The 24,754-nt window shown below is 48.8% G+C and carries 27 protein-coding genes, 1 tRNA gene and 1 pseudogene; 7 read left to right on the top strand and 22 right to left on the bottom strand.

Going from position 1 to position 24,754, the window contains the following annotated elements:
* Positions 1-456, bottom strand: a complete 456-nt coding sequence (locus tag ACWKXX_RS00265; protein WP_234833365.1) for a DNA-binding protein — start codon at positions 454-456, stop codon at positions 1-3.
* A gap of 35 nt (positions 457-491) precedes the next feature.
* A complete protein-coding gene (locus ACWKXX_RS00260; protein WP_126290983.1) occupies positions 492-680 on the bottom strand; it encodes a hypothetical protein in 189 nt (62 codons plus the stop codon).
* A 152-nt stretch (positions 681-832) separates the two neighbouring features.
* Here ACWKXX_RS00260 and ACWKXX_RS00255 point away from each other — a divergent pair.
* The 3 genes and pseudogenes from ACWKXX_RS00255 to ACWKXX_RS00245 form a co-directional block, all read left to right on the top strand.
* Positions 833-1,143 (top strand): annotated as a pseudogene (locus ACWKXX_RS00255) (tyrosine-type recombinase/integrase); the annotation flags it as partial.
* A gap of 172 nt (positions 1,144-1,315) precedes the next feature.
* On the top strand, positions 1,316-2,566 hold the full coding sequence (locus tag ACWKXX_RS00250; protein ID WP_045616431.1) for a DUF6538 domain-containing protein: 1,251 nt from the start codon (positions 1,316-1,318) through the stop codon (positions 2,564-2,566).
* Between the two features lie 291 nt (positions 2,567-2,857).
* Positions 2,858-3,529 (top strand): EAL domain-containing protein, encoded by a 672-nt coding sequence (locus ACWKXX_RS00245; RefSeq protein WP_063946034.1) that lies wholly within the window; start codon positions 2,858-2,860, stop codon positions 3,527-3,529.
* 33 nt (positions 3,530-3,562) lie between these two features.
* Here the strand turns inward: ACWKXX_RS00245 and ACWKXX_RS00240 are convergent, their stop codons facing one another.
* The 10 genes from ACWKXX_RS00240 to ACWKXX_RS00195 all read right to left on the bottom strand — a co-directional run bounded on the left by ACWKXX_RS00240 (position 3,563) and on the right by ACWKXX_RS00195 (position 10,631).
* Entirely contained in the window at positions 3,563-4,240 is a 678-nt protein-coding gene (locus tag ACWKXX_RS00240) for a phage baseplate protein (protein ID WP_261666419.1), read from the bottom strand.
* Positions 4,241-6,028, bottom strand: coding sequence for a hypothetical protein (locus ACWKXX_RS00235; RefSeq protein WP_261666420.1), 1,788 nt, complete (start codon positions 6,026-6,028; stop codon positions 4,241-4,243).
* Between the two features lie 83 nt (positions 6,029-6,111).
* Entirely contained in the window at positions 6,112-6,303 is a 192-nt protein-coding gene (locus tag ACWKXX_RS00230) for a hypothetical protein (protein WP_261666421.1), read from the bottom strand.
* Positions 6,304-6,437: 134 nt separating this feature from the next.
* Complete coding sequence (locus tag ACWKXX_RS00225) at positions 6,438-7,472, bottom strand: major capsid protein (RefSeq protein ID WP_261666422.1); 1,035 nt, start codon at positions 7,470-7,472, stop codon at positions 6,438-6,440.
* Between the two features lie 21 nt (positions 7,473-7,493).
* Complete coding sequence (locus ACWKXX_RS00220) at positions 7,494-7,862, bottom strand: hypothetical protein (RefSeq protein WP_261666423.1); 369 nt, start codon at positions 7,860-7,862, stop codon at positions 7,494-7,496.
* The gene (locus ACWKXX_RS00215; protein WP_045350906.1) at positions 7,859-8,077 is read right to left on the bottom strand and encodes a hypothetical protein; all 219 of its coding nucleotides are present in this window, start codon (positions 8,075-8,077) and stop codon (positions 7,859-7,861) included. The genes ACWKXX_RS00220 and ACWKXX_RS00215 overlap by 4 nt, the downstream gene beginning before the upstream one ends.
* A gap of 619 nt (positions 8,078-8,696) precedes the next feature.
* Positions 8,697-9,029 (bottom strand): hypothetical protein, encoded by a 333-nt coding sequence (locus tag ACWKXX_RS00210; protein WP_261666424.1) that lies wholly within the window; start codon positions 9,027-9,029, stop codon positions 8,697-8,699.
* On the bottom strand, positions 9,022-9,405 hold the full coding sequence (locus ACWKXX_RS00205; RefSeq protein ID WP_454540753.1) for a hypothetical protein: 384 nt from the start codon (positions 9,403-9,405) through the stop codon (positions 9,022-9,024). Before ACWKXX_RS00205 ends, ACWKXX_RS00210 begins: the two co-directional genes overlap by 8 nt.
* A gap of 405 nt (positions 9,406-9,810) precedes the next feature.
* A complete protein-coding gene (locus tag ACWKXX_RS00200) occupies positions 9,811-10,413 on the bottom strand; it encodes a helix-turn-helix domain-containing protein (protein ID WP_100160586.1) in 603 nt (200 codons plus the stop codon).
* Positions 10,414-10,466: 53 nt separating this feature from the next.
* Entirely contained in the window at positions 10,467-10,631 is a 165-nt protein-coding gene (locus ACWKXX_RS00195; RefSeq protein ID WP_261666426.1) for a hypothetical protein, read from the bottom strand.
* Positions 10,632-12,974: 2,343 nt separating this feature from the next.
* Here ACWKXX_RS00195 and ACWKXX_RS00190 point away from each other — a divergent pair.
* On the top strand, positions 12,975-13,535 hold the full coding sequence (locus tag ACWKXX_RS00190) for a tyrosine-type recombinase/integrase (RefSeq protein WP_023303153.1): 561 nt from the start codon (positions 12,975-12,977) through the stop codon (positions 13,533-13,535).
* 87 nt (positions 13,536-13,622) lie between these two features.
* Here the strand turns inward: ACWKXX_RS00190 and ACWKXX_RS00185 are convergent, their stop codons facing one another.
* Positions 13,623-13,994 carry a hypothetical protein gene (locus tag ACWKXX_RS00185; protein WP_023303152.1) on the bottom strand — a complete coding sequence of 124 codons (372 nt, stop codon included), beginning with the start codon at positions 13,992-13,994 and terminating at the stop codon, positions 13,623-13,625.
* Positions 13,995-14,271: 277 nt separating this feature from the next.
* Here ACWKXX_RS00185 and yecR point away from each other — a divergent pair, with 277 nt between their 5' ends.
* Entirely contained in the window at positions 14,272-14,418 is a 147-nt protein-coding gene (gene yecR, locus ACWKXX_RS00180) for a YecR-like lipofamily protein (protein ID WP_261666427.1), read from the top strand.
* A gap of 48 nt (positions 14,419-14,466) precedes the next feature.
* Here yecR and ACWKXX_RS00175 read toward each other — a convergent pair whose 3' ends face one another.
* From ACWKXX_RS00175 to proB, 5 genes are all read right to left on the bottom strand, one after another.
* Entirely contained in the window at positions 14,467-14,709 is a 243-nt protein-coding gene (locus ACWKXX_RS00175) for a hypothetical protein (protein ID WP_023303151.1), read from the bottom strand.
* 157 nt (positions 14,710-14,866) lie between these two features.
* Positions 14,867-15,025, bottom strand: coding sequence for a hypothetical protein (locus ACWKXX_RS00170; RefSeq protein WP_023303150.1), 159 nt, complete (start codon positions 15,023-15,025; stop codon positions 14,867-14,869).
* A gap of 580 nt (positions 15,026-15,605) precedes the next feature.
* Positions 15,606-15,681: transfer RNA gene (locus ACWKXX_RS00165), tRNA-Thr, on the bottom strand.
* Between the two features lie 111 nt (positions 15,682-15,792).
* Positions 15,793-17,046, bottom strand: coding sequence for a glutamate-5-semialdehyde dehydrogenase (gene proA, locus ACWKXX_RS00160; RefSeq protein ID WP_017694463.1), 1,254 nt, complete (start codon positions 17,044-17,046; stop codon positions 15,793-15,795).
* Positions 17,047-17,057: 11 nt separating this feature from the next.
* On the bottom strand, positions 17,058-18,161 hold the full coding sequence (gene proB / locus ACWKXX_RS00155) for a glutamate 5-kinase (protein ID WP_015571369.1): 1,104 nt from the start codon (positions 18,159-18,161) through the stop codon (positions 17,058-17,060).
* 305 nt (positions 18,162-18,466) lie between these two features.
* On the opposite strand from proB, the gene phoE reads away from it, so the two are divergent.
* Positions 18,467-19,519: a phosphoporin PhoE gene (phoE, locus tag ACWKXX_RS00150; RefSeq protein ID WP_048973781.1), complete on the top strand. Its 1,053-nt coding sequence runs from the start codon at positions 18,467-18,469 to the stop codon at positions 19,517-19,519.
* A 132-nt stretch (positions 19,520-19,651) separates the two neighbouring features.
* Here the strand turns inward: phoE and crl are convergent, their stop codons facing one another.
* The 3 genes from crl to gpt all read right to left on the bottom strand — a co-directional run bounded on the left by crl (position 19,652) and on the right by gpt (position 21,917).
* A complete protein-coding gene (gene crl, locus ACWKXX_RS00145; protein WP_006809999.1) occupies positions 19,652-20,053 on the bottom strand; it encodes a sigma factor-binding protein Crl in 402 nt (133 codons plus the stop codon).
* A 56-nt stretch (positions 20,054-20,109) separates the two neighbouring features.
* The gene (frsA, locus tag ACWKXX_RS00140) at positions 20,110-21,354 is read right to left on the bottom strand and encodes an esterase FrsA (protein ID WP_017694464.1); all 1,245 of its coding nucleotides are present in this window, start codon (positions 21,352-21,354) and stop codon (positions 20,110-20,112) included.
* Between the two features lie 104 nt (positions 21,355-21,458).
* A complete protein-coding gene (gpt, locus tag ACWKXX_RS00135) occupies positions 21,459-21,917 on the bottom strand; it encodes a xanthine phosphoribosyltransferase (RefSeq protein ID WP_003863205.1) in 459 nt (152 codons plus the stop codon).
* Between the two features lie 260 nt (positions 21,918-22,177).
* Here gpt and pepD point away from each other — a divergent pair, with 260 nt between their 5' ends.
* The gene (gene pepD / locus ACWKXX_RS00130) at positions 22,178-23,635 is read left to right on the top strand and encodes a cytosol nonspecific dipeptidase (protein ID WP_063151724.1); all 1,458 of its coding nucleotides are present in this window, start codon (positions 22,178-22,180) and stop codon (positions 23,633-23,635) included.
* Positions 23,636-23,690: 55 nt separating this feature from the next.
* On the opposite strand, the gene dinB is transcribed toward pepD, so the two are convergent.
* Positions 23,691-24,749: a DNA polymerase IV gene (gene dinB / locus ACWKXX_RS00125; RefSeq protein ID WP_033487732.1), complete on the bottom strand. Its 1,059-nt coding sequence runs from the start codon at positions 24,747-24,749 to the stop codon at positions 23,691-23,693.
* Between the last annotated feature and the right edge of the window lie 5 nt (positions 24,750-24,754).

Raw genomic sequence — 24,754 nt, 5'->3', positions numbered from 1 at the left:
TTAAACCAGTTTTGTTCCAGTCATCCAGCGTATCGGGGTGCATCGTGGCAACGAAGCCAGCTCAGAACGAAGAAACCGTAAAGCGCCCGCTGCACGGTCTTTGCCATAGAAGCTGTGGGTTTCTTCATCCAGTCGGAAGAGAATCAGCAATTGTTCATCGGGCTCGTGCTGAACATCAAAACCCAGTTCAGCGGCTGCTGCCTCTATACGCTGGCCAGCATCAATATCCGCCGGCAACTCTTTCCCGCCGTCATGCTTCCATACCCATGCGGCGGCCTGCGCCCATGTCATTTCAGTCTGGTGTTCGCCAGCACCAGCAGAATTTTGTTTAGCCTGCGATGCTTCGACATCCACTTTATCGCCTGAAATTACAATTTCACCGCGGGCTATCCAGCCGTAAACAGTTTGCCGGCTGACGCCCATATGCCTGGCGTAGGCTGATTTACTTAATAGCATCGTGATGTTTCCCTCCGGGCAGAAAAAAGCCGCCCTCAGGCGGCCTGGTTCTCTTCAGAATGTGTCTGCCGCTGGCTGCCTTTGAGCATCGCGCTGACATGTTCGCTTAACTGATCAAGGCCGGTCATGCGTGGCTGAACTTCTGATGGATCGTCGTTCTTCCCGTACACGAGATGTTTTGCCTGTCCGCTCAAATCCAGATCGTTTCGGATGACGTCCAGCAAATCCGCCTCAGCTTCGGCCTGCTGTACCGGGGGTCTTTCTCTCCTTGCAGTACTCGTGATTAAACTCCCGCATGGCGCTTTCTATTCCTTCTGAAAATTATTTCGGCGTCAGCGGCTTGTCGAAGCCGTTCGTCTCTAAGAATGCCAGCTAAACAGCAGCGGTCAGAAAAATGCGGACAGATAGTAATAAGGCATGGAAGGGGGCACTAAAGCGGGCAGGAATTAGCAATTTCCGCTTCCATGACCTCAGGCATACATGGGCGAGCAGGCTCGTTCAGTCTGGCGTTTCACTTCTGGCGCTGAAGGAAATGGGGGATGGGAGACACTGGAAATGGTTCAACGATATACGCATTTATCTGCCGGACACCTGACAGAGCACGCTAGCAAAATTGATGCGATTATTGGTCTCAATGCCACAAATACGGCACAGGAGGAGAACGTAGTTTACTTGAATGTAAGATAAGTAATTGAAATAACTGGTGCCGATAATAGGAGTGTAACACGCGATAAATCTTGTGTTCGGGTCTTCTTCTACGACCTTCGCAACTACCTGATTTAACGATTTTTACGCACGCTGATAATCTGGCATTCACCCTGCACATGATAAACGCCCCTCAACTTTAACGGGGTGGAAAATGAAATACAAGCCGGATCAATACATCATTTCCGATAGTTACGGAGTTTATTACGTCAGGATATCAATTCCTGTATGGCTCCGTAATGCATTTGGTGGAAGAAAAACTCTCGTCCGTAGTCTGAAAACTTCCGATCTTCGTGTGGCTCGTAGGAAGCGTGATGTTATAGCCGATGAATTTCACCACATCAGGCAAATTGCAGAGCCTCCAAAACCGGACAGCTTGCAGGACACGATCAGCTATTTAAAGAGCGTGGCTAAGTACGCGAAAGCTGCCCCGAAAGCATCAGCGCCGATTATCTACCAATGCCCTTCTCTGATTAAGATGTTAGAGATCTACCTTATGCATAACGCTGATCGCCTGAAAATGGGAACATTAAGCAAGACCAGGAAAGCCGTAGAACTATTCCTGAATTACCTGCGAAAGAAGGATGTGGAACTTAACGATATCAACCGTACCACCGTTACAGGCTGGCTTGATCATCTCAGAGAGACAAAGGCAGTCCAGACAGTGGCTAACTATCTATCAGCAATGGCAAACATTTTCGATCTTGCCTCTTCCCGATACCAGGACGCCCCACCGCTGGAAAGTAACGTGTTCAGGGGGCATAAACTCAACACAGCGCAGAGCCGCCAGAGTTACGAGGCATTCACGGAAGAGGATATTACGAAGCTCATTAGCGCGTTTAACAAGTTAGGAGAGGACGAGCTAAGGGATGTGACCACTATCGCCGCTTATAGCGGGATGCGCATTAATGAAATAGCCAGTTTAAAATCAGACAATATCTGTGAAGTAGAGGGGGTGCTATGTTTCGAGGTTACGGAGGGTAAGACACGCAATGCGGCGCGGTTGGTTCCACTTCATAGTGCGATTAGAACAATGGTTCTGGAACGCTGCCAGAAGCCGCACAACGGTTTTTTATTCTACCGTGCAAGTGTGACCAAGAGAGAGGACGGCAAGCGCTCCTCGTGGCATGTAAACCGCTTTGGACGACTTAAACGCGACATTCTCCCAGGGCAGGAAAACAAGGTGTTTCACTCGATCAGGCATCTCGTTGCTCAAACTCTGGATAGGGGCGGGGTTGGTCGAGATAAGTTAAACCCCGTCCCAGAAGATCGCATAGCCCTTCTTCTGGGACATTCGAGAGGAGAAACGGAGAGTTTCAAAACATACAGCAAGAATGCCGCCTCCCCTGTTGAGCTACAGCAGTACATCGAATTGCTACGCTATTCAAAAATTGACAACCCATAAGAAAAGGGGCGTAAGCCCCTCGTTAACTTATCGAATAGAACATTATTACATTACTTATATATTTAGGTGAATATGAACCAGTATCAAACAAAAAACCGAGCAAAAAAACAACCAGAAATACATCACAAGACTAATATAAAAATCAGCAAACACCCACCGCAAAGTAAAAAATCATGTTATATCAATCACTTAGTCAAAACCCTGCATCCGTACCACAAATTTTAGCAATACTATTGCTTTATTGTGATAAAAATTACAATATAATTTTAATTAAAATTTAAGGTATTTGTTATGGATACTGCATTCATTGCTGAGCCTATAGTGAGCATTGACGAGAGGTTGTTAGGCGTTGAGCTTCTCACTCGCTTCATTGCCTCAGATGGACGCCCCCTTCACCCTGAATTCGTAATTTCATCTTGGGATTTAGATAGGAAGCGGCTTTTCCTATACGAACAATGTGGAAACATTGCCACTATGCAAACGTGGTTCGAACGAAAGAATCTATTTTGTACACTGAACATTGATCAGCAAATGGCTTTTTTAATACGTCATGACTACATACTTAGACAAACTTTCGAATCGATGTCATTCATCAAACTTGAACTTTCTGAGCATTTCCCTGGTTTGGATAAGGGATTGAAAAGTCCCTTATTAAAATCGCTGAGCCAGGGTGTAAATGGGCTATGGCTCGATGACCTTGGCGCAGGAAACGCGAATGTAGTTAGTTTGATCGAAGGATACTTTGAGGTTGTAAAGGTAGATCGCTGCTTCTTTAATGAACAGGTGCAGAAACCAACCTTCAACCAGTTGATTGCATCAATCAAAAAACACTGCGACAAAATTATTATTGAAGGGATTGAGAATAGAGATCATATGGGGTTACTGCGTGAGGTGGGAATTTGGGGATTACAGGGCTATCTTTTTAAATCTGTCCCTTTTAAAAATGTGGATTCATTACTTTAGTGTTGAAACCATCAAAAAAGGGGCACAAGCCCCTCATTTTTTAAACTCCGTCGTAACAGTGTCAGATTCAGTTTTCTTAGGTGCATTGTTCACTACCTTCTGTTTAACAGTCCCGCCTACAGATTTATTTCCCTGCGTTTTAGTAGCGATAACATTAACTGTAGCTTTACTGACAAGCCTGATCTGTTCAAATTCAAGATCGAATTGCATCGCGTATTCAGATTTATAATCGTAGGAGATGCCCGAGAGAATAACATTCTCGTACACTTTTTGCTCTGTCACTAATGTGATGGGCTGGCGACTGTCAAACATCTTATCGAGGTATTCGATAGCTTGACTGATACGAGTGCCATTCACACCAGCGCTGTATAACAAATCCTTTTCCAGCCTCAACGGAGTTTCGGAAATAATCCCCGATAGCTTGAATGTATTATTCTTAATCTGAACGTGATCGCTCACCTCTGCCCCGCTCTCAACGGGATAGCTGGTAATATCAGCCTGTCTACGGACTCCCGTGTCCGTCACAGCATCAAACACTATCGCCTGATAGTTTTGAATGTAGCTATCTGAGGACGAATTATATACAGATGCAAGGATGGTGAAGCCGTTTTCACCTTTGGTGCGGGTAGCACTGCTATTATTACTATTAGAGGTGGAATTGATACGGGAGGCATCGCTGCCCCCGATTGTTAGACTTCCAGGTGTTGCCACTTAGCCCCCCGTCCCTTGTCCAGATGAAACAGCCAGCACCATACGCTGATTGTTATCATTGATACGCTGATCAACGGTAGCATTAAGCATGTTTCCAAACGTTGGATCAGGAGAAATAGTTAGATGGATGAGCCCTTCCGGTAGCTGATTCTGCAACACTACAGGTTGCATGATCGGTGCATTGGCTGGCTTAACTGGCGCTGCTGCACTCTGTTTCAACATTGACACAGGAGAGTAATCTCCGTTGGTGCTCTGCGCGTAGCTGCTCACATCTTTAGCGTCGCTTGTCCCGTTCCACCAATCATGGAAAGTATCGAACACATTCGGCTCATGTGTGGCTTTAGGCTGGCTGGCTCCATAGGCGTTAGCCACTGGATTACTTCCAGCCTGTACAGGTGCTGACGTAGTGCCGTAATGCTGGCTAACAGCTTCTTTAGAGGTGTTATCCCCATTGAGTAGGTTGAGCTTACCTGTGATCCAGTTGGTTAGCTTCATCAAGCCGGATACAAGATCTCCGGCTGCTGCCCCTGCCCCCTTGAAGAACGGAAGAGCCTCCTGCATAGCTTCCTTAAACTCTCGCATGGTTTCAGGGTCAATCTCTGACATAAACCCTTCGAAGAATGCCAGCTTCTGGCTATCGGAGAGAATGCTAAGCTCCTGGTTAAACTTACGGTAGGCTACAAGCTGATCCTGCTGTGCTTCATCCAGCCACTGACCATTACGCTTGAGCACGTCCACCTGATCAGTGAGTGCCTTACCTTGATTGCGGAAAGCCCCCACATACAACCCCATGTCATCACCAAGCTGTTCCAAAGATGCGAGGATTTGCTCTGAGGATTTCCCTTGTTTTTCCAAGGTGTTAACATAGGCAGAGGTAAAGCCCATCGGGTTTGTTTGGTAACGGCGTAAATCGTCCATCGTGAATCCGGCAGTGTTCACTGCTGACAGAATCCCCTGATCGCCACCTTTCCACTCTCCAGATTTCTTATCGTATTTAGCCTCATTGAGAGTTTGACCTATGCGGTCCTGGATGTCTTTGTAGTTGTCCAATAGCTTGCGCTGGCCTTGAATACCCATACCGGAATCAATACCGTTAGCCGTCGCATACTGGCTCTGTGCGGCTAATGCGTTAACGTCAACGTTCCCTAATCTGGCACGCTGCACAATCTCGCTACGTTCTTCCTGTGCTGTAACAGCCTCTTTCCCCCATGAATAAGCGCCATAAGCCGCCGCCCCGATACCAGCGCCAGCCAGCGCACCAGTGCCTAAGCCCATCAGAGAGCCAGAGATAGCCCCTGTAGCCTTACCACCGCCACCAAGAGCGTTAGCCCCTCCCGCTTTCGCCGCAGCCCTACGCTCAGCGTTAATGCGTCTGTAGCTCTGCTGTAAGCGCTTAAGCTCGCTGGTCTGCCGTTGTAGGGAGATCGTTCCATCAGCATAACTACGGGTAATCTTGCTGGCCTGTAATGCCGCCTGGGTTAATTCGACGTTGGTAAGGTGTTGCATACTTCTAAAGCTGCTGGCAGTGTCCAAGAGCTTCAATTCAGCCCGTTCACGGCGCTGTGCGTTTCTTGCGGCCTCTTTCGCTGCCTGAGCCTCTACACGGGCTTGCGCCTTAGCTGCCCTTGCCTTTTCTCGTTCATCGCTATTACGTGGCTTAGAGGCTTTCTTATTCAGCTTGTCTAATTCTCTTTCAGCAGATTTAAGCCCCTGGCTGAATTTTTTCATATTCAACGTGGGATCTTTAATGCCTTTGGCTTTCTTCTGAATTTGATCGAAAGCGTCCATAGCGTCCTTCATTGAATTACGGTTAACCACGAATTCGACGGTATTACGGATCGTACTCGTATTAACGATTAGTCCACCTGACATTATTCACCACCTTTCTTACTCATCAGGTAGTTGAGTGCCTCTGATACACTACGCCCACGGTGTAATAACTGACGCAGATGACCGTGATCTATTTCAAGCACACGACACACTCCCGCCAGATTTAATAACTCTTCTGCTGTTTCAGCATTTACGGCGAGGTGAAGCCCCGCGCTTTTTAAAATCACTTGCATCTATCTTTCCTCATTCTGGAAATAAAAAAGGGGCAAGGGCTGGCGCATTTGCTTTGCGTGTTCCAGTTCCCTACGCCCCTGATTAAAGCTCTTCTGTTATTTTTCAGACGTGAAGAGCTAACGTCTATCGCTCGTTATTCTGAGGCTTTGATGTGAACAGAGAAGCCCAACCCGTGGTTAACACTTAGCGCTGAGTTTTCCGAGATCACGTTCACCACGTCGCCACGTTCGCTTTCATAACTCCAGCTATAGGTTTCTGCTGGGGTAGAATCAAGTAGCTGGAAGGAACTCGAAGGGGCACCAAAAATATTTTGGTAAACGCCGGAGCCAGCCGCAAATTGCGGAATAGCGATAGCATCAGCATCACCCATTTGCGCTAAGAGCAGCGGATCTGTCACCTTGATCACGTCCACATTTGAGCCAGGAATGCTGAAAGTGCTTACACCTGGCAGTAGTTCACGGCGCTGATAAACAACGTTCCCTTCATCAAGTGGTGACACGTATCGGAAAGCCGCTTCCATCGCAGGGCTGAAACGCAAATCGCTATAGAATCCACCTTTAGCGAAAACGATAATCCTCTCTACCTGTGACGCCATACCTTGAGCCGCTTCGGTGATCTGGCTCACCATATCGTCAATTGCGCGTAGGGTGCTGCTGTCTGTAGCTGTGAGATCAAGCGTGGTGTTCATTGGCGCTACGCCGAACAGATCGCCAAAGTCGATCAGCACATCATCAGTTTTTGGAGTGTTCACCGTACCGGAGAACAGAGAACGTGCAAGATAGCTCTCACGAGTACGCATAAACGCCACGCTGTGCTTGTGAGTGTAATCAGTGAATAAATCGGTGAGGGTTTCTTGAGTGTCCGTGCCAGGTTTGCGCTTGCCCTGGATATCTGCTGGAGTGATCTGATCCTCACGCATATAGAAGGGAAGCTCCACAAGATATTCTTTCCCGTTCTGCCGTGCTGTCACGTTATGCTCACTTGAGAAACGCGCTGTAGGCTCATTGAACAGAGAACGGTTATCTTCAACAAGACGGCTCACCGCCACTTTATGAGAAGAAACGCCCACACCATCGAACAGCCCCAGTGAGGCCAGCAGATAATTGCGTGTTGGGTTAAGATTGAAGAGTGGAGAAAGATCCACGTAGTTTTGACCTAAAATAGCCATGTTATTATTTTCCTTCCTTGATTAACTGGTGAAGAATTCGCGCATCTGGAAGCCCTGAGCAGCCAGAGCAGCTACAGCGGCATCGTGTGCGCCATCAGCAGCGGTGAGGTTGTCCGATTTGATGCAGACAAGAGAGCCACGCGCCGGAGAGCGTAGGACGTTCACAGCTTTATTCGATCCGGCAGTGATAAATTCACTAACTACCACAAAGGCATCAGCGCCGGAGGCGTAGAGAGCACCCGTGCTATCAAGCACATCGCCGCATTCAACATCAGCAGGAAGAGATGCAAAAATTTTGCTTTCCACAGAGGCGAAAGTGTCTGTGGCATAACTGACAATATCAGTTGGTGATAGGCGCTGCGGGAACAGCGTATCAAGATCAATAATCATTGTTTGGTTGATTCCTTTACTTTACGTGCAATCAAATCCTGAATAGTGGTTTCTTGTTTTGGTGATTCGTCAGGAAAATACGTATCCATCGCTTTGATCACTTCATCAACCGAACAACCAGCATACTGAGCCACCATCTCAATCATCTGAGGATTGACGGTGAGAACATCATTTTTATATTTGAGTACACGCGATTTGTTATTAAGTAGAAACATCTTTTTTGTTTCCTTCGCGTTGCATTAACTTATTTGTTACTGTGGGATAAAAAGAAAGCGGCAATAAAGCCGCTTCTTTGGGATAGCTGGAAATCTTATAAACCAGCCTGGGGATCATTCCGTGTCGTTGCAAAACACGCTTAGGATGAATGATCGCCCTATGGAATTTCTTATCACTACCAAGCCTTTCGACTTAATAATTAATAAGGAGACAATACAACTCGACTAAAGAAAAAATGTTCCAGTGTCTGAATTCTCTGTATTGTCTGACAACTGCGCATTATAAAGACGTATAACGATTTCAGTTGTAAAGAGCGGGATTGCTCTTCTATAAAATCACTCGTTGTGAATTACTACCCTTAGAAGGTGCTCTCCACCGGATATCCCCTATTTACTGTGACAAGCAATAAATAAGGCAGTGGAGATCCCTTGTTAGAAACAAGGGAAACGTAGCAATAAAGGACACAACCAAAAATCACAGAAGGAATGATTTTAGAGAAGAGGGCTACCCTACAAGGGAGGAGTAGCCATCTATGGGAGAAGTGATTCGAATACTCAACCCTTATCTCTATTATGACACAAATAGCACAATATGCCAAGACATTTCGTGACTTTTATGTTATGCGAATTCTTCCGCGATCTGGATGGCAAGCTCTCCGAGTTCAACGGTAATGTGTTGCATAGCCAAGGCGAGTTCCTCCATATCATTGGCAATGCGCCACGCCTGATCCACGGTGACGGTATCCCCGTTCATCTGCACCAGGTGCTCTACAGCAGCATACCAGTGTTCAAGGGCAGTGATTGCCTGTTCAGTGTATTGCACCGCCTCCAGGAGCGCGGAGGGCGTTCTCTCACGCCACGCCTTATTAACAAGCTGCACGGCTGGTAAATGCCAGATATCGTGGAAAGAGTTAATTAGGGTGTTCACGATGTCCATAGTTTTATTATTCATTGTTGTTTTCCTTGTCGTCAAAGAGAATGTCAAAATCTTGTATGTGGTGAGATAAGCCGTTAGTTTGGGAATACCCCACCCAGTCAATATAGTTTTCTGCGTATAGCTGCCACCTCTTAAGATTCGATGAATCAACACGGTATTCACGGCGGCGGCGTGGTTTATAGAAGACGTTATCCGAAGATGCTAAAACATCCTGCAATAGTTCATACTCTGCCCCTACGGGCACCGTTGCAGGGTATTCTATTATTTCGGTGATCCATTCTCCTGGAATAAACTCTCGGGTGAGGTCTTGTAGAGAAGAGGTGTATTTACGTTTGCTGGCGCGTGTTGCTTGTTCTATCCGTTTAATTGGATTTCGTTCTTTTCGTCCCATTCATTTCTCGTTGAGGGAAACTCCGTGTTTTCTCGTTAATGTCCATACTGCGTAAAATGCAAATAACCAATACATAGCGATGATCATAAAAGTTTCCCTATTGTGTGTTTTAGAAATTAGAGTAGATAAATTCTACATTGTCTCGTTCGATGTGTTTCAGCGTGAATGAGAGATAATGGCTTTCATCATCGATATCAATCACACCAATGTTTCGCAGCGCACGAAGCCAGAACCTGATCCCGTTATCACTTACACCGGATTTATCAGATAGCTCTCCGTAAGAAATTTTAGTTTTTCTGCCCTTCCAGAACCAGATAAGCGCATAATAAACGCCCTTCCCGCTATCGTTGATCTGTATCTGGTTTGTGTTGTTCAATTTTATGTATTGTATCAATTAGGTCTCCGTTAAAATGGTATCGTTGATTGTTCAATCTGGGTGTATTCATACGGGTGTGTTTCCTGAAATAGTTGCTCGATTCCCATTGAATGATCTATTCCGATTCGTTGAAGCACTCTTGATGACCAGGAATAAAAGCTCTCGTCCTCTCGTCGTTGTGAGAGATTTTCAAACAGGTGTTTCACTGCGTCAGAAGTACGGATTCTTTGAGGCGTTATCGCTGGTGTGTCTTCGTGGGTTTCTACTGTCTTCACTGGCTCAGGGGCTGGCACTTCGTCAGACACTGTTACAGGTGGCTTCTGGTGATATGGCAGAACAATGTAAATGTTCGTCATCCCTTTTCGGCCTTCACTAACAACTTGCACCCAACCAAAAGACACGAGGTCTTTAATGTGGCGGCGTACAGTTTGATCTGTACCAAGTCCGAGCCGTTTACCAATACCAGTTAACGAAGGTGTCACCTGTTTAAATGTGCCGGATAAACTCAAAAGATAGGAATATACAATCTTGTGATGGAGTTTTACTTCGTGCGTTTCGCCGTTAACTTCTACGGAATTGAATCCGAGTAGGTCATAATCCACCATCAGAAATGGCGTAGTGTGTTTTGTCATTAAATATCCTTCGATGTAATCGCGCTCACGGCGCTACTATGGTGATAATGGGATCACTTGCCCTTGTTAAGATTGACTGCCTCTTTATTCAGAACGTTGAGAATGTATTCTGTGACGGTCACTCTCTGACTTCTCGCTTCTCTGAATAAAACCTGGAAGGTTTCATCTGGAATATGTAGACAAGTGCGTGGTTGTTTCTTCTTCTGGATTTCGCTCATTTGGTTTCTCCTCCTGGTTTATTCGTTAGTTTCTTTCTGTTCCGCTCGGATTAGATCGAAACGGCGAAGCACTTCATTAAAGAACTCTTCACGATCTTTATAACCTTGTCTGCGGTTGGTGTTGCGGATTGCTTTAATCTGAAAGCGAGTGACCTCGCCATTTACAAGCTGTGACACCGTAGTGTCAATGTCAAAATACTTAATTTTGGTTCTCCTTGCGTGAGATAAACGAAAACACCATCTAGGGAGAACGTTAATAACGTTGCCTGATAGTGCAGTGTAATTTAGATTGTTTAAGAGGCTGAACACCTCAGAGATAGAAGGTAAGAATCTTTTTCTTAGCTCTTAATACTACTCTAACACAAAAAATCCATGCTGTCAATGATTATTTTTACCCACTTCAGATCATATCACACCCTTCAGTTGAGATCAACCTCTATCAATCACCATAAAACGCGCTGTATCGCGTCATACGAGGTTTGCATACACATGCACCACATCGGTATTCCCTGCACCGTTTAAAGCGCTCTACGGGCTTCCTGTGCGCCCTCTGGCACTTACCGAAACCAATAGCATAACTACAGAGGGATAACGGTAGTTATCAGGATAGTAGGTGTTGGTATTGGATTGAGGCTGGATGAACTGGCACACGGTACGAGTGATAGTGAAGCCTTAGCCACTGACTTTCTGAAACCTTGCACGTAATGAAATGGAGGGTGAGAGTTGAAGTTAGTCGGCTTATCAGATGGACAACGATAGTTGTTCAGATGGTAATTCTGCGCACAGCGCAAAGATATTGTGCCTCGTTTCACGAAGGCCAAAAGCCTGGCACAATCACAGAGGGGTGTAACTTGCGTAGCGTCGTGAGCGGAACGAGGCCAGCCAACGTAGCCCGAAAGGTAGCGGAGTAAGGCTGCTTGCCAGGAGTGACGGCGATAGACGCCAGGCAAATGATCTTTGCGACCAGCGCGAAACCATAAAAGAATAAAGATCATTCTTATTAGGTTAATTGTTATTAACTTATTCTTATCGGGTATCAGACTTGATAGGGGTACTCCTGTCAAAGTTGATAGGGGTAGGGGGTATCAGTTCTGACAGGGGTATCAATCTTGATAGGGGTACTCCTGTCAAAGTTGATAGGGGTATCATTTCCGGCTCTTCATGCGAGCGAGCCGATCTTATGGCTACGCCATTTGCACAATCAAGCTGATTACGAGGGTATCACGTAAGAGGGGGTATCATTTTAAATGATAAGCCCTTTTACATTTATTTTGATACCTTCGGAAAGTGTAGGCTCACAATGAACCAGCGATCAGCGGGTGAATGTCGCATGAAAAAGTATCTGCTCATGATCATCCTGCACAATGATGTATGTTCGAGGAATACGAGAACATAAGAGAGATAATTAATAACCTTAATTTAATTAAGGGTAGTTAGTAGTTGGTTTGTGTCAGTGAGTGAAGCGAACATGACAAGTTTCTATACAGGAAAAATCTCTTCTCAACAATAACTTTCAGTAGAGGTTACTTTCATGCGCGTGATCAGCGCATACCAAATTGTACAGTCCACTTTATGGAGAATTAACCCTACATCCCTCGTTTCACTCATGATTGCGTGTTAATCGCGAATACTCGCCTCCATAGCGCCGGAAAAACCCCACGCTAAATACATTCTAAATACCAGGTATAGCGATGCTTATTCCATCCTAAATAACCAGCCTGTAACGCTCTCTGAGCGCCTTTCTCACTTTCAAAGTATCTTTCATCACTTATACGAAAGCCTTGCGCCGTGCGGCTCACAGCGATCATTGTCCACAATGTACACTTTCATGACAGCTGCAATGTGCTGAACGAGTTTTCTAAATTGAAACGATGTTTCTTTTTTCATGCCGAAACCCGCCAATTAATTAGCATTCTAATCATTTCTTGATGCAATCAACTCAGATGGGAATCATTATCATCTACGGTGCAATATCCCTACCTCAAGGTTCTATACTAATGTGAGATAGAACACCTAAGCAATTGATTTAGATGACATTAACCACTTTACCTTCAACTTTCCTCTTTAAGATATGCAATGAATCTGCATAAACCGTGCATAGCCTCGCCAGGATTTGGCAACGTTCAAACATCTGTTTAGACTTGCCAACATTATGATTTCGTTCAAGATATTCCTAAATTGTTCGAATTTCAAACAGGAGTCCGTGCTTTTTCGCGTTCAGTAGTGCTGGAAATGGCGCAACCTTCCACCACTCCGTCAAAAAATGTGAGATTGAATAGTTGTAACTTACTGAAAACGATCATAATCTTATTTCACAGTTTCAAGATTTACGGAGATAAGCAGATGGCGACCACGAAGATAATCACCCAGGCAGAGGCTTTTAAGCTGATTAACTGGCTTGAAAGTCATAACAAACAGCTATTCGCAGACGTAGCGGTAACAATGGCCTCTTTATGCTTACGTGTCGGGGATACGGTGAATTTAAAGTTCACCCAGTTCAAGGAAGGAAATACGCTGGAAGTGCTGGAGAGTAAGACGTGCAAGAAGAAAGAAATCATCGTCCCTGCGAAGGTGTGGGAGATTGTAGAACGTCGCCGCCAGGCATTCCCGAAAGACGAATATGTTTTTACGTCACACAGCAATCGTGCATCAGGAAAAGCCCCTGTCAGCCGTGAACAGGTGAACCGTGAGATCAAACAGGCTGCGGAGAATGTGGGGATCAAAGGAACAGTAGGATGCCATTCTTTTCGCAAGTTTTCTGCCACACAGGTGTGGGAGAAGTCTAACGGGAATTTGGCTTTAGCAATGAAAGCGCTGAACCACTCAGATCCCAAAGTCACCATGAACTATTTGAAAATTGACGTTAAGAGCGTGGGCGCTGCCCTTGCAAACATTTGGGAGTGAGCAATATGAAACGCTTGATTGTACTGCCGCTGGCGCTCATGAGACTGAAAGGTTAGCGCAAGGCGCACCAGAGCATTTGGAAAGTAATCAGAACACACCAGCAGTGAGGGTGCACTTGGTAAACTTGTAGTGATCATAAGTGAACTCACAGTACACATTACCCACACCTTGCAGAGATACATCCCCCTGATACTTTCTCTCTCGTGTGTCGGGATCAAATTGGTTGAGGTAAAACTCCCCAAACATACTAAAAAACTTCTTCGCCCCAAATCTGCTCACACGAAGTTCGAAACTATCTATATAACCAGATGAACGCATCTCGACGGCAATAATACGCGCGATGGCAATCGCCTCCTGTTTACTTAACCAGTTATTCACAAACAAGAACACAATAAAAGAGCAACCTAATGTTTCAGGTAATGCCAAGATAGAAACAATTAACATTATCACGCGCAGCAACTATTATTCCTTCTTTCAAGAATCAGACAGAAATCATTAAGAAAACTCTTAAAGTTTTTGAGGCTATATTTTAAGTTAGCAATCTTACCGCAACAACTTAACACAAAAACTCTTGGTAGGGATGATCCTTGATGCGTAAAAGTTTATTGATGTTGTTAGCTTCTTCTCTGCTTCTGTCTGGGTGTGCTGTATAGAAACAACAGGTTCTAACTGGTGGTAGCAAGTCTGATGGGACTGTAAAAACGAGTTATTCTTTCGGGATGTTCGCCCCCCTAAAGTGAACGTCCAGCAAGGCGCTCAAGCAGCAGCACAGCGTTGCGCTGCATGTGGCTATTCTGGTGCTGAGCCTTTCGGCGGTTATACTTCAGTTTGTTCTCAACCATCCTCAAGCGGATGTATGGAAACACTGGTCTCAATGGAGTAGCAATGTACTGGCGATATTAAAAAATAAAATAAAGGGGACATCGCCCCCTTATGCCCTTGCCAACCATTTTGTAGGGATCTCTTCCCACTTTTTGCTTACTTCATCAAAGAAGAAAACATCATCAATGCCATGCTCAAGGAGGTTAACTGTCTGAGTAGCTGTCGGTATATTCAAATCTTCAACAAGCGCTGACAACACGGTATTGATTTGATCACATCCGTCCCATTCAATAATTTTCTCTTTATGTTTTCCATGAAACCCATAGTGGATACGTAACTGCTTATTGGTCATTACCATCCCCCTACTGTTAGTATTATCCTGATACATTGACTCAACAAAATCTCGTTGCTCTCCAGTCAAGGTGAGTGTCTCCAAAGAAAGAGCCCACTAAATTGTGCAACTAATAGATTTTAGACGATATAAGCCATTTAGCACCGTGATGGGTAGCTTAAAACATGTTGTTAGCCGTTCGCGCCAGCTTGATTTCCTCTCGCTCTTCCTGCTTCTTAGCAAGCCAAGCTTTACCTTCTGGCGTAGCAAGGAATTTACGAGCGTGAATCTTACGGTTGTTGCGCTTAGTGGCTGCCTTATTCGTGGCTTTTGACATGATATCACCTCCGCTGAATCTGCCAGCGCTCAACGTACAGCAGAGAGACAGTACAACGAAAGTTACAATCGTGCAGATAATGGATGACCATTACGTGCCGTGTTGGGCACATAAGAAAAGGCGGCGCGTAGCGCTTCCGCAGGGTGTAATCCCTTCGCAGGGAGGATAAAGCCTTAGCACGTTCTCTTATCAGGTGATCGTTATACTCCGGTGATCGAAACCGTGGCAGAGCCGGATTCTTTCCCGATCCGGTTAGTCTTCCCAACATTACGCCTGTTTATTCTCTGCAACGTCATCTCGACGTGTAGCATCATTGAGCGCCGCACGAAGCGCGGAACGTATCGCTAAGGGTTCAAGTGATGTGTTTAGAGAGTCCGGCAACTCTTTTAGCTTCAAGGGATGGCATAATTTCTAATGCTGTTCGGGCTTGAGCCTGGTAACTACCCGCCAGTACGTTGTACAATACTTGAGCCGATACAACGCAAAGGCGTTTACCAGTGCTAACAGACGTTAGAACAGAAGTTACAAACCGTTAGATAAACATGCTAAAGAATGCTGTTTTTACGGGATTTTCTGTTGATGGTGCCGATAATAGGAGTCGAACCTACGACCTTCGCATTACGAATGCGCTGCTCTACCAACTGAGCTATATCGGCCCTGAAAGGCCGGTTACGAGCGTAACCACGGGGCAAAAGAGTAGATCTAACCGGGTGATGCGTCAATGCCCTTTTGAATCAAACGGCTATTTTTGCATCACCCGCGATTATTTACCCACGAATCGTATCATCACCGTAGCCGATCCACTTGTAGGTGGTCAGTGCTTCCAGCCCCATCGGACCGCGGGCGTGCAGCTTCTGAGTGCTCACAGCCACCTCCGCGCCCAGACCAAACTGGCCGCCATCGGTGAAGCGCGTCGAGGCATTCACGTAAACCGCAGACGAATCCACTTCATTCACAAACCGATCGGCATTGCGCAGGGTGCGCGTCAGGATCGCGTCAGAATGCTGGGTTCCGTGTTCACGAATGTGCGCAATAGCGTCATCGAGATCCGCAACCACCTTCACGTTCAGATCCAGCGACAAATACTCATCGTCGTACTGCTCCGCGTTAACCGGAACGACCTTCGCCGGACCGTCTTTCAGCAGGGCGAGAGACTTCTCATCCGCATGCAGCGTGACGCCACTTTCCGCCATCTGCTTGCTCAGCGCTGGCAGGAAGGTACTGGCGATGCCCTGATGCACCAGCAGCGTTTCCACCGTATTACAGGTGCTTGGACGCTGTGTTTTAGCGTTGACGATAATCTTCAGCGCAGGTTCTACCTCCGCGGTGTCATCCACTACGATATGGCATACGCCAATACCACCGGTGATCACCGGAATGGTAGATTGCTCACGGCACAGCTTGTGCAAGCCCGCGCCGCCGCGTGGGATGAGCATGTCGATGTATTTGTCCATGCGCAGCATCTCGTTGACCAGCGCACGGTCGGGGCTTTCAATCGCCTGCACGGCACCCGCCGGTAAACCACACTCCTCCAGCGCCTGCTGAATGACGTTTACCGTCGCGGCGTTGGTGCGCCAGGTCTCCTTCCCGCCACGCAGGATCGCGGCATTACCGGTCTTCAGGCACAGGGAGGCGACATCCACCGTCACGTTTGGACGCGCTTCGTAAATCACCCCAATGACGCCAAGCGGCACGCGGCGACGCTCAAGGCGTAATCCGCTGTCGAGCACCCCACCGTCAATCACCTGCCCTACCGGGTCGGCGAGGTTGCACACCTGACGGACGTCGTCGGCAATACCTTTCAGACGCGCCGGGGTCAGCGCCAGACGATCGAGCATCGCTTCACTCAAGCCGTTGCGACGCGCTTCCAGCAGATCCTGCTCGTTGGCGAGCAAAATTTCCTGCGACTGAGATTCCAGATAATCAGCGATTTTTTCCAGCACGCGATTTTTCTCGCGGCTGGAAAGGAGCGCCAGTTTATAAGAGGCGGCTTTCGCGGCTGCGCCCATTTGTTCCAGCATGTTCTGGCTCCTTAACGAATAATCATGTCGTCACGATGCACGGCAACCGGGCCATATTCATAGCCCAGGATGGCGTCGATCTGCTGGGAATGGTGACCAGCAATCCGACGCAACGCGTCGCTGTTATAACGACTTACGCCATGAGCGATGTCGCGACCTTCAAGGTTACGGATTCGGATCACTTCACCACGCGAGAAGTTGCCTGTCACGCTTTTAATTCCTTTTGGAAGTAACGAGCTTCCTCTTTCCAGAATAGCGGCGGTCGCGCCTTCATCCACGGTCAATTCGCCAGCCGGGGGCGCACCAAAGATCCAGCGTTTTCGGTTTTCCAGCGGGGACGCCTGGGCGTGGAAGCGAGTGCCCACAGAGATGCCTTCCATCACATCACCGATCACACCCGGACGGCTGCCCGCGGCGATGATGGTGTCGATACCGGCTCGGCACGCCACGTCCGCGGCCTGGAGCTTGGTGCCCATGCCGCCTGTCCCCAGACCAGAAACGCTGTCACCCGCAATGGCACGCAGCGCATCGTCAATGCCATGAACGTCTTTGATCAGTTCAGCCTGTGGATTAGAGCGCGGGTCAGCGGTAAACAGCCCCTGCTGATCGGTCAGAAGCAGCAGCTTATCGGCCCCTGCCAGGATCGCCGCCAGCGCAGAGAGGTTATCGTTGTCGCCCACTTTGATTTCAGCGGTGGCAACAGCGTCGTTTTCGTTAATGACCGGAACGATATGGTTATCCAGCAGCGCACGCAGCGTATCGCGGGCGTTCAGGAAACGTTCTCTGTCTTCCATATCCGCACGCGTCAGCAGCATCTGCCCGACGTGAATGCCGTAGATGGAGAACAGTTGTTCCCAGAGCTGTATAAGTCGGCTTTGTCCCACAGCGGCCAGCAGCTGTTTGGAGGCGATCGTCGCGGGGAGTTCGGGGTAGCCCAGGTGTTCACGCCCGGCGGCAATCGCCCCGGAAGTCACAATCACAATACGATGCCCTGCGGCATGCAACTGAGCGCACTGACGTACAAGCTCAACGATATGGGCACGATTCAGGCGGCGCGATCCGCCTGTTAACACACTGGTACCGAGTTTTACCACCAGCGTCTGGCTGTCACTCATGATTCTCTGCCGTTCAACAATAAGGGAAAATGATGTCAGTCAGACGTTTTAACAGGTGTCAGCTCCGTTGCCAACTGCCTTAGCGCATGACCCGTCACTTTGTTGCGCGGGATCAGGAAGCGTAGCGGCAGATTTTGACAATTTTATTACCGAAAAATTAAAACATACTTTTTTAGACATATTCTTACTTTGTCATAAAACTTTCACCCACGAACGATAAAACCCTTCCTGTTTTTCACGGGGTAATAAGTCGAATCTTATTGCTCAGCGAATATTAGCGCGTTTTTATAAAATCAGGATTGAAAATGAAAAAGAGCACTCTGGCATTAGTGGTAATGGGCGTAGTTGCTTCCGCATCTGTTCAGGCAGCAGAAGTTTATAATAAAAACGGGAATAAACTGGACGTGTACGGCAAAGTAAAAGCAATGCACTACATCAGTGATGATGACGCTAAGGATGGTGACCAGACTTACGTTCGTTTCGGCTTTAAGGGTGAAACGCAGATTAACGATCAGCTGACCGGCTACGGACGTTGGGAAGCTGAGTTCGCAGGTAACAAAGCTGAGAGCGACTCTTCTCAAAAAACACGTCTGGCATTTGCCGGGCTGAAACTGAAAGACTTCGGCTCACTGGATTACGGCCGTAACCTGGGCGCGCTGTATGACGTCGCCGCATACACCGATATGTTCCCGGAGTTCGGCGGTGACGGCCTGGCGCAGACCGATAACTTCATGACGAAACGCGCCTCCGGTCTGGCCACATACCGTAATACCGATTTCTTTGGCCTGGTTGACGGCCTGAACATGACCCTGCAATACCAGGGCAAAAATCAAAACCGCGACGTGAAGAAGCAAAACGGTGACGGCTTCGGTACCTCCCTGAGCTATGACTTCGGCGGCAGCGATTTTTCTGTGATTGGTGCCTATGCCAGCTCCGATCGCACTAACGATCAAAACCTTCAGGCACGCGGCGAAGGTAAAAAAGCAGAAGGCTGGGCAACCGGTTTGAAATATGATGCCAACGATATTTATCTGGCCACTATCTATTCCGAAACCCGCAATATGGCCCCTATTTCCGGTGGCTTTGCAAATAAAGCGCAAAACTTCGAAGTGGTCGCACAATATCAATTTGACTTTGGTCTGCGTCCATCTCTGGGCTACGTGCAGTCTAAAGGCAAAGATATCGAAGGTATCGGCGATGAAGATATCGTGAAATACATCGACGTAGGTGCGACATATTATTTCAACAAAAATATGTCTGCGTTTGTTGATTATAAGATCAACCAGATCGATGACGATAATAAACTGGGCGTAAGCAGCGATGATATCGTTGCGCTGGGCATGACCTACCAGTTCTGATGTTGTGGTAATAAAAAAACCGGCGCTGAGCCGGTTTTTTTGTGCCCGGTGACGCTGTGCTTACCGGGCATACGGGATAGTACATTTTTCATGCCGGGTAAGGCGTAGCCGCCACCCGGCGCTGTGACATCATCAGGCTCTCAGTTTCACCGCTTCGCTGGAAAAATCGTCCGCAGGCTCCAGCTTCAGATCCAGCGTTGCCAGCAGGTCGCGAGCTTTGCCGTGAAATTCTTTTAGCGTATGCTCCAGGCGATCGATCACTTCCTGATCTTTGATGCTCGTCGCCTGCCAGTGCCCGTCTTTATTAAACAGGCCAAACTGATAGCTATAGGTAAAACGGTTTTCCTGTGCTTCCATTTCCATCCACCAGCCCCAGAACTCACGTTTTTCGGGTGCAGGCTTCACGTTGACGCAAACAGCCAGGCAGTCGAAAAAAAAGCGATTCTCTTCACACTGCTCTTCTCGAATATACGGGCCAAGAGCCATGAACTTCTTAATCAGTCTACTTTTCGGGTGTCCACTCGGTAACGTCATTGCGATCTCCTTTTGTGAAGCACTGTTTTACCAAACCAACGAAATTTAGCAAACTATTAACACAATCTCTGCGTGATCCAGCGTGTGATCTCTTTCAGCGCTTTGTCAAAATTCTGGTACACCGGGCTGAAGGGTACCTCCAGCAATTTACCATCAGAAGATGACGACGTGATTAAGCGTGACTCCTCTTCCGGGCTAAACGGATCGTTCTTCCAGAAACCGGACATCATCGGGGTTGGGCAGCGGCGGCCGAGTAAGCCCTGCGTTTTTAATGAATAACGATTAAGTTCAATGCGCAACGCTTCGTCTGAAGCATCATGCATGCCAAGTCGGCTCGCCAGCACGTCCAGATACATCTCAGGAACGCTACCCTGACGCGCAGGATCGCTTAACAGAGCATGCACCACCGGGCCAAGACAGGCGACGGCCTTTAGGCGTGAAGATTCAAGGTAGGCAAGCCGTACCGCGACGTTAGCGCCAAAGCGGAAGCCAAACGCGCCAACCCGGGTGTGGTCAACCCAAGGGATATTCTCCAGCGCTTTTAAAGCATGCTGGTGCAGCAGGCTGGAGTCTTGCGTAAGTTTCCATTTGGATGAAAAACCAATGGAAGGCATATCAAGCGTCAGCATGGCGATTCCGTTTGGGGCAAAGTAGCGCTCATACAGGCTGTAATAGTCAATTTGTAACGAGTCCAGTCCACCGCACATCAGAACCGTCGGGAACGGCCCTTCCCCCTCCGGCATATGCAGGAATCCGGTCACCGGGCTGCCACCGGGAATGGCGAACTCAATTTCACGCATCCGGCCAGGCAACCGCTGCGCGGCCTCTTCATAAGCCCGGTTTGCCAGCGCCTGGGCCTGCTCTGCCAGTTCGTCGCCTTTAAGATGCGGATATGCAGCGATGCTGTACAGATTTGCCGCATGCAGCCAGTGCTTTCCGCTGAGAGTGGCGTCTTCTTCCTGGCTCGCTTTTTGCTGCCAGAGCATGGCCTGCTTTGACCATTCGTAGATCCAGTTTCCACCACGGTAGCCCACCACCGTATCGTAGAGATCGCCGTCGGTACGCTCGGACTCACTCATCACGATACGCGCCTGCACGTCGAGGATTTCACGCGGATCGATGCCGCGCCAGATCCACATCAGGCGGTTAATCATTCGATACCAGTGGGGCACGTTCTTACCGTCTAACGCTGACTGAACGGCAGGCATTGTCCCCGGATTAAACCGACGCACCAGCGTCGACGTTTCAGGGTGCTTGAAACGGGGTTTGAAGAGAGTTTCGGTAAGATTCGCCTGCGTCATTGCGTTGCCTCCATGGATACGTCATATGAAGACCATTGTAACGCGTGGCAGGCTAAAAAGAACAACGCCCGGCATAACCGGGCGTGTAAAGTTACGTACTGAAATTAACGGCCAGAGATAGGCGGTACGAAGACCACGCCCATATCCCATGGCTGTTCAATCCAGGTATCCTGCGGGATATCAATAACGTAATCATCAACCAGTGGGCGACCCGCTGGTTTCGCGAAGATAGTGACGAAGTGCGCTTTTGGATACATTTCGCGGATAGCCACCGCAGTACCGCCGGTGTCCACCAGATCGTCGATAACGATAAAGCCTTCACCGTCGCCTTCCGCGCGTTTCAGCACTTTCAGTTCGCGCTGGTTGTCGTGATCGTAGCTGGAGATACATACGGTATCGACATGACGAATACCCAGCTCACGTGCCAGCAGCGCCCCCGGTACCAGACCGCCACGGCTGACGGCAATAATGCCTTTCCACTGTTCGGAAGGCATCAGACGCGCAGCCAGTTTGCGTGCGTGAATCTGCAACATGTCCCAGGTGACGACGTATTTTTCGCTCATGTGAAGTGTCCCAGCCTGTTTATATACGGCTTAAAAAAAAATGAGGGTGAACCAGGTTGCGCGAGATTATAGAGATCTGACGCACTAAAAACCAGTGTTACGCGCCATGAGCCTGAGTTTTTACATGCTTAATGCTACCAGCCACGGGAGAAAGTGGTATTCTCAGTTGCATCTCGCAAGCCTGACTTGTGGTAACGATTAACCTGCTAACCCTGTGACCTGCAACATTGTTTTGCAGCGCATCGACAAGGAGACCTATCGTGTCTGAACTGTCTCAATTATCTCCACAGCCGCTGTGGGATATTTTTGCCAAAATCTGCTCCATTCCGCACCCTTCCTATCACGAAGAACAGCTTGCCGAACATATTATGGGTTGGGCGAAGGAAAAAGGTCTGCACGCTGAGCGCGACCAGGTTGGCAATATTCTTATCCGCAAACCTGCCACCGCAGGTATGGAAAACCGTAAGCCAGTGGTATTGCAGGCGCACCTGGATATGGTTCCGCAGAAAAACAACGATACCGTTCACGACTTCACAAAAGACCCGATTCAGCCGTACATCGACGGCGAGTGGGTGAAGGCGCGCGGCACGACCCTAGGCGCAGATAACGGCATTGGTATGGCTTCCGCGCTGGCCGTGCTGGCTGACGACAGCGTTGAACACGGTCCGCTGGAAGTGCTGCTGACCATGACTGAAGAAGCGGGCATGGATGGCGCGTTCGGTCTCCAGGCAAACTGGCTGCAAGCGGACATTCTGATCAACACCGACTCCGAAGAAGAGGGTGAGATCTACATGGGCTGCGCGGGCGGGATCGATTTCATCTCTACCCTGCCGCTGTCCCGCGAAGCGATCCCTGCCGGATTCGAGACCTTTAAGCTGACGCTGAAAGGGCTGAAAGGTGGTCACTCCGGCGGTGATATTCACCTGGGCCTGGGCAACGCCAACAAACTGCTGGCGCGTTTCCTGGCGGGCCATGCCGCTGAACTGGATCTGCGCCTGGTGGACTTCAACGGCGGTACTCTGCGCAACGCGATCCCTCGCGAAGCCTTCGCTACCGTGGCGGTATCTGCGGCGAAAGCGGACGAGCTGAAAAAACTCTCCAGCGTGTATCTGGAGATCCTGAAAAACGAACTGTCTGCAAAAGAGAAAAACCTGACGGTGGTGCTGGAGTCCGTTACGACGGATAAAGCCGCGCTGACCGCACAGTCTCGTGACACGTTCGTCCAGCTGCTGAACGCAACGCCAAACGGCGTGATCCGCAACTCTGACGTGGCGAAAGGCGTGGTGGAAACCTCCCTGAACGTGGGCGTGGTGACCATGGGTGACGACAGCGCAGAGATCATCTGCCTGATCCGTTCCCTGATCGACAGCGGTAAAGAGTACGTTGTGAGCATGCTGGAATCTCTGGGTACCCTGGCGGGCGCGAAAACGTCTGCAAAAGGCAGCTACCCGGGCTGGCAGCCGGATGCAAGTTCTCCTGTCATGGCACTGGTGCGTGAAACTTATCAGCGTCTGTTCAACAGCACCCCGAACATTCAGGTTATTCACGCGGGTCTGGAGTGTGGTCTGTTCAAGAAACCGTATCCGGATATGGACATGGTCTCCATCGGGCCAACCATCACCGGGCCACACTCCCCGGATGAGCAGGTTCACATTGAAAGCGTCGGTCACTACTGGACGCTGCTGACTGAGCTGCTGAAAGCAATTCCTGTTAAGTAATTAGCCGTTTGATGCCCGGCGGCGCTACGCTTGCCGGGCCTACGATTAGCGTAATCTACAGTCCCAACACCAGTTGACGCTCCAGCTGCGGATCCAGCAAGGTGACGTGCAGCCCCACCAGCCTCACCCCTCGTCCGCCCCGCCGTTCTTCCCACGCCTTTTTCGCCGTCGCGATAAGATCCTCTTTGTTGAGGCGTGGCCAGACGTGCTCCTGCGTCGTCTGCTGAAAATCGTTAAATTTCAGTTTGATGCCCTGTCGGGCAATAAGCAGATCCGGTTTGACCTTCAGTAAGCGTCGTTCAAGCTCAGGATAAAGCTGTTCCGTAATAATGGTTTCACACTCGGTCCAGTCATGGATATCTTCGCTGAGCGTGCGTTCAACGCCGACCGATTTACGCAGCCGTTCGTTGTTCACATCCCGGTCATCAATGCCCTGACTGCGTTCCCACAGTACGCGGCCAAACTTGCCAAAACGCTTAAGCAGCAGCGCCAGATCGCTGCGCTGAACGTCTTCGCAGGTGCGTAGCCCCATACTTTCCAGCTTCGCGGCGGAGACTTTGCCCACGCCGGGGATTTTGCTGAGCGGCAGCGTCCTTAAAAACGCCGGAACCTCTTCCGGAGTGATGACGTACTGGCCGTTGGGCTTATTTAAATCGGAGGCGATTTTGGCGAGAAATTTGACCGGCGCGACGCCTGCCGATGCCGTCAGGTTCAGCTCGTTAAAAATAGTCTGGCGGATCTCCTGCGCCATCAGGGTGGCGGAGCCGTGGCAGTGCACGCTGTGGGTGACATCCAGATAGGCTTCATCCAGCGATAACGGTTCAATCAGTGAGGTGTAGCGGGAGAAGATCTCCCGAATGTGGCTCGATGCTTCTTTATAGGCATCAAAACGTCCGGGCAAAAGAGTGAGATGCGGGCACAGTTTCAGCGCCATCGCTGTCGGCATGGCGCTGCGTACACCGTATTTGCGAGCAGGATAGTTGGCGGTGCTGATGACACCGCGCTGAACCCGGCTGCCGCCAATGGCGATCGGAATATCCCGCAGCGCCGGGTTGTCACGCATCTCCACTGCGGCAAAAAAGCAGTCCATATCGACATGGATTATTTTGCGCATAGTAA

This window comes from Enterobacter sp. UPMP2061 (assembly GCF_053709615.1).
Note: the sequence above shows the minus strand (reverse complement) of the source record. Positions and strands in the feature narration are given on the sequence as shown.

Excerpts from the sequence above, each read along its gene's own strand:
- proB (WP_015571369.1), bottom strand. The coding sequence starts at position 18,161 with ATGAGTGACAGCCAGACGCTGGTGGTAAAACTCGGTACCAGTGTGTTA.
- gpt (WP_003863205.1), bottom strand. The coding sequence starts at position 21,917 with ATGAGCGAAAAATACGTCGTCACCTGGGACATGTTGCAGATTCACGCA.
- ACWKXX_RS00190 (WP_023303153.1), top strand. The coding sequence starts at position 12,975 with ATGGCGACCACGAAGATAATCACCCAGGCAGAGGCTTTTAAGCTGATT.
- ACWKXX_RS00220 (WP_261666423.1), bottom strand. The coding sequence starts at position 7,862 with ATGATTATTGATCTTGATACGCTGTTCCCGCAGCGCCTATCACCAACT.
- ACWKXX_RS00170 (WP_023303150.1), bottom strand. The coding sequence starts at position 15,025 with ATGTCAAAAGCCACGAATAAGGCAGCCACTAAGCGCAACAACCGTAAG.
- ACWKXX_RS00210 (WP_261666424.1), bottom strand. The coding sequence starts at position 9,029 with ATGAATAATAAAACTATGGACATCGTGAACACCCTAATTAACTCTTTC.
- ACWKXX_RS00265 (WP_234833365.1), bottom strand. The coding sequence starts at position 456 with ATGCTATTAAGTAAATCAGCCTACGCCAGGCATATGGGCGTCAGCCGG.
- ACWKXX_RS00205 (WP_454540753.1), bottom strand. The coding sequence starts at position 9,405 with ATGGGACGAAAAGAACGAAATCCAATTAAACGGATAGAACAAGCAACA.
- ACWKXX_RS00175 (WP_023303151.1), bottom strand. The coding sequence starts at position 14,709 with ATGACCAATAAGCAGTTACGTATCCACTATGGGTTTCATGGAAAACAT.
- ACWKXX_RS00225 (WP_261666422.1), bottom strand. The coding sequence starts at position 7,472 with ATGGCTATTTTAGGTCAAAACTACGTGGATCTTTCTCCACTCTTCAAT.
- proA (WP_017694463.1), bottom strand. The coding sequence starts at position 17,046 with ATGCTGGAACAAATGGGCGCAGCCGCGAAAGCCGCCTCTTATAAACTG.
- ACWKXX_RS00195 (WP_261666426.1), bottom strand. The coding sequence starts at position 10,631 with ATGAGCGAAATCCAGAAGAAGAAACAACCACGCACTTGTCTACATATT.
- crl (WP_006809999.1), bottom strand. The coding sequence starts at position 20,053 with ATGACGTTACCGAGTGGACACCCGAAAAGTAGACTGATTAAGAAGTTC.
- ACWKXX_RS00215 (WP_045350906.1), bottom strand. The coding sequence starts at position 8,077 with ATGTTTCTACTTAATAACAAATCGCGTGTACTCAAATATAAAAATGAT.
- phoE (WP_048973781.1), top strand. The coding sequence starts at position 18,467 with ATGAAAAAGAGCACTCTGGCATTAGTGGTAATGGGCGTAGTTGCTTCC.
- ACWKXX_RS00245 (WP_063946034.1), top strand. The coding sequence starts at position 2,858 with ATGGATACTGCATTCATTGCTGAGCCTATAGTGAGCATTGACGAGAGG.
- frsA (WP_017694464.1), bottom strand. The coding sequence starts at position 21,354 with ATGACGCAGGCGAATCTTACCGAAACTCTCTTCAAACCCCGTTTCAAG.
- ACWKXX_RS00200 (WP_100160586.1), bottom strand. The coding sequence starts at position 10,413 with ATGACAAAACACACTACGCCATTTCTGATGGTGGATTATGACCTACTC.
- dinB (WP_033487732.1), bottom strand. The coding sequence starts at position 24,749 with ATGCGCAAAATAATCCATGTCGATATGGACTGCTTTTTTGCCGCAGTG.
- ACWKXX_RS00235 (WP_261666420.1), bottom strand. The coding sequence starts at position 6,028 with ATGGACGCTTTCGATCAAATTCAGAAGAAAGCCAAAGGCATTAAAGAT.
- ACWKXX_RS00230 (WP_261666421.1), bottom strand. The coding sequence starts at position 6,303 with ATGCAAGTGATTTTAAAAAGCGCGGGGCTTCACCTCGCCGTAAATGCT.
- ACWKXX_RS00250 (WP_045616431.1), top strand. The coding sequence starts at position 1,316 with ATGAAATACAAGCCGGATCAATACATCATTTCCGATAGTTACGGAGTT.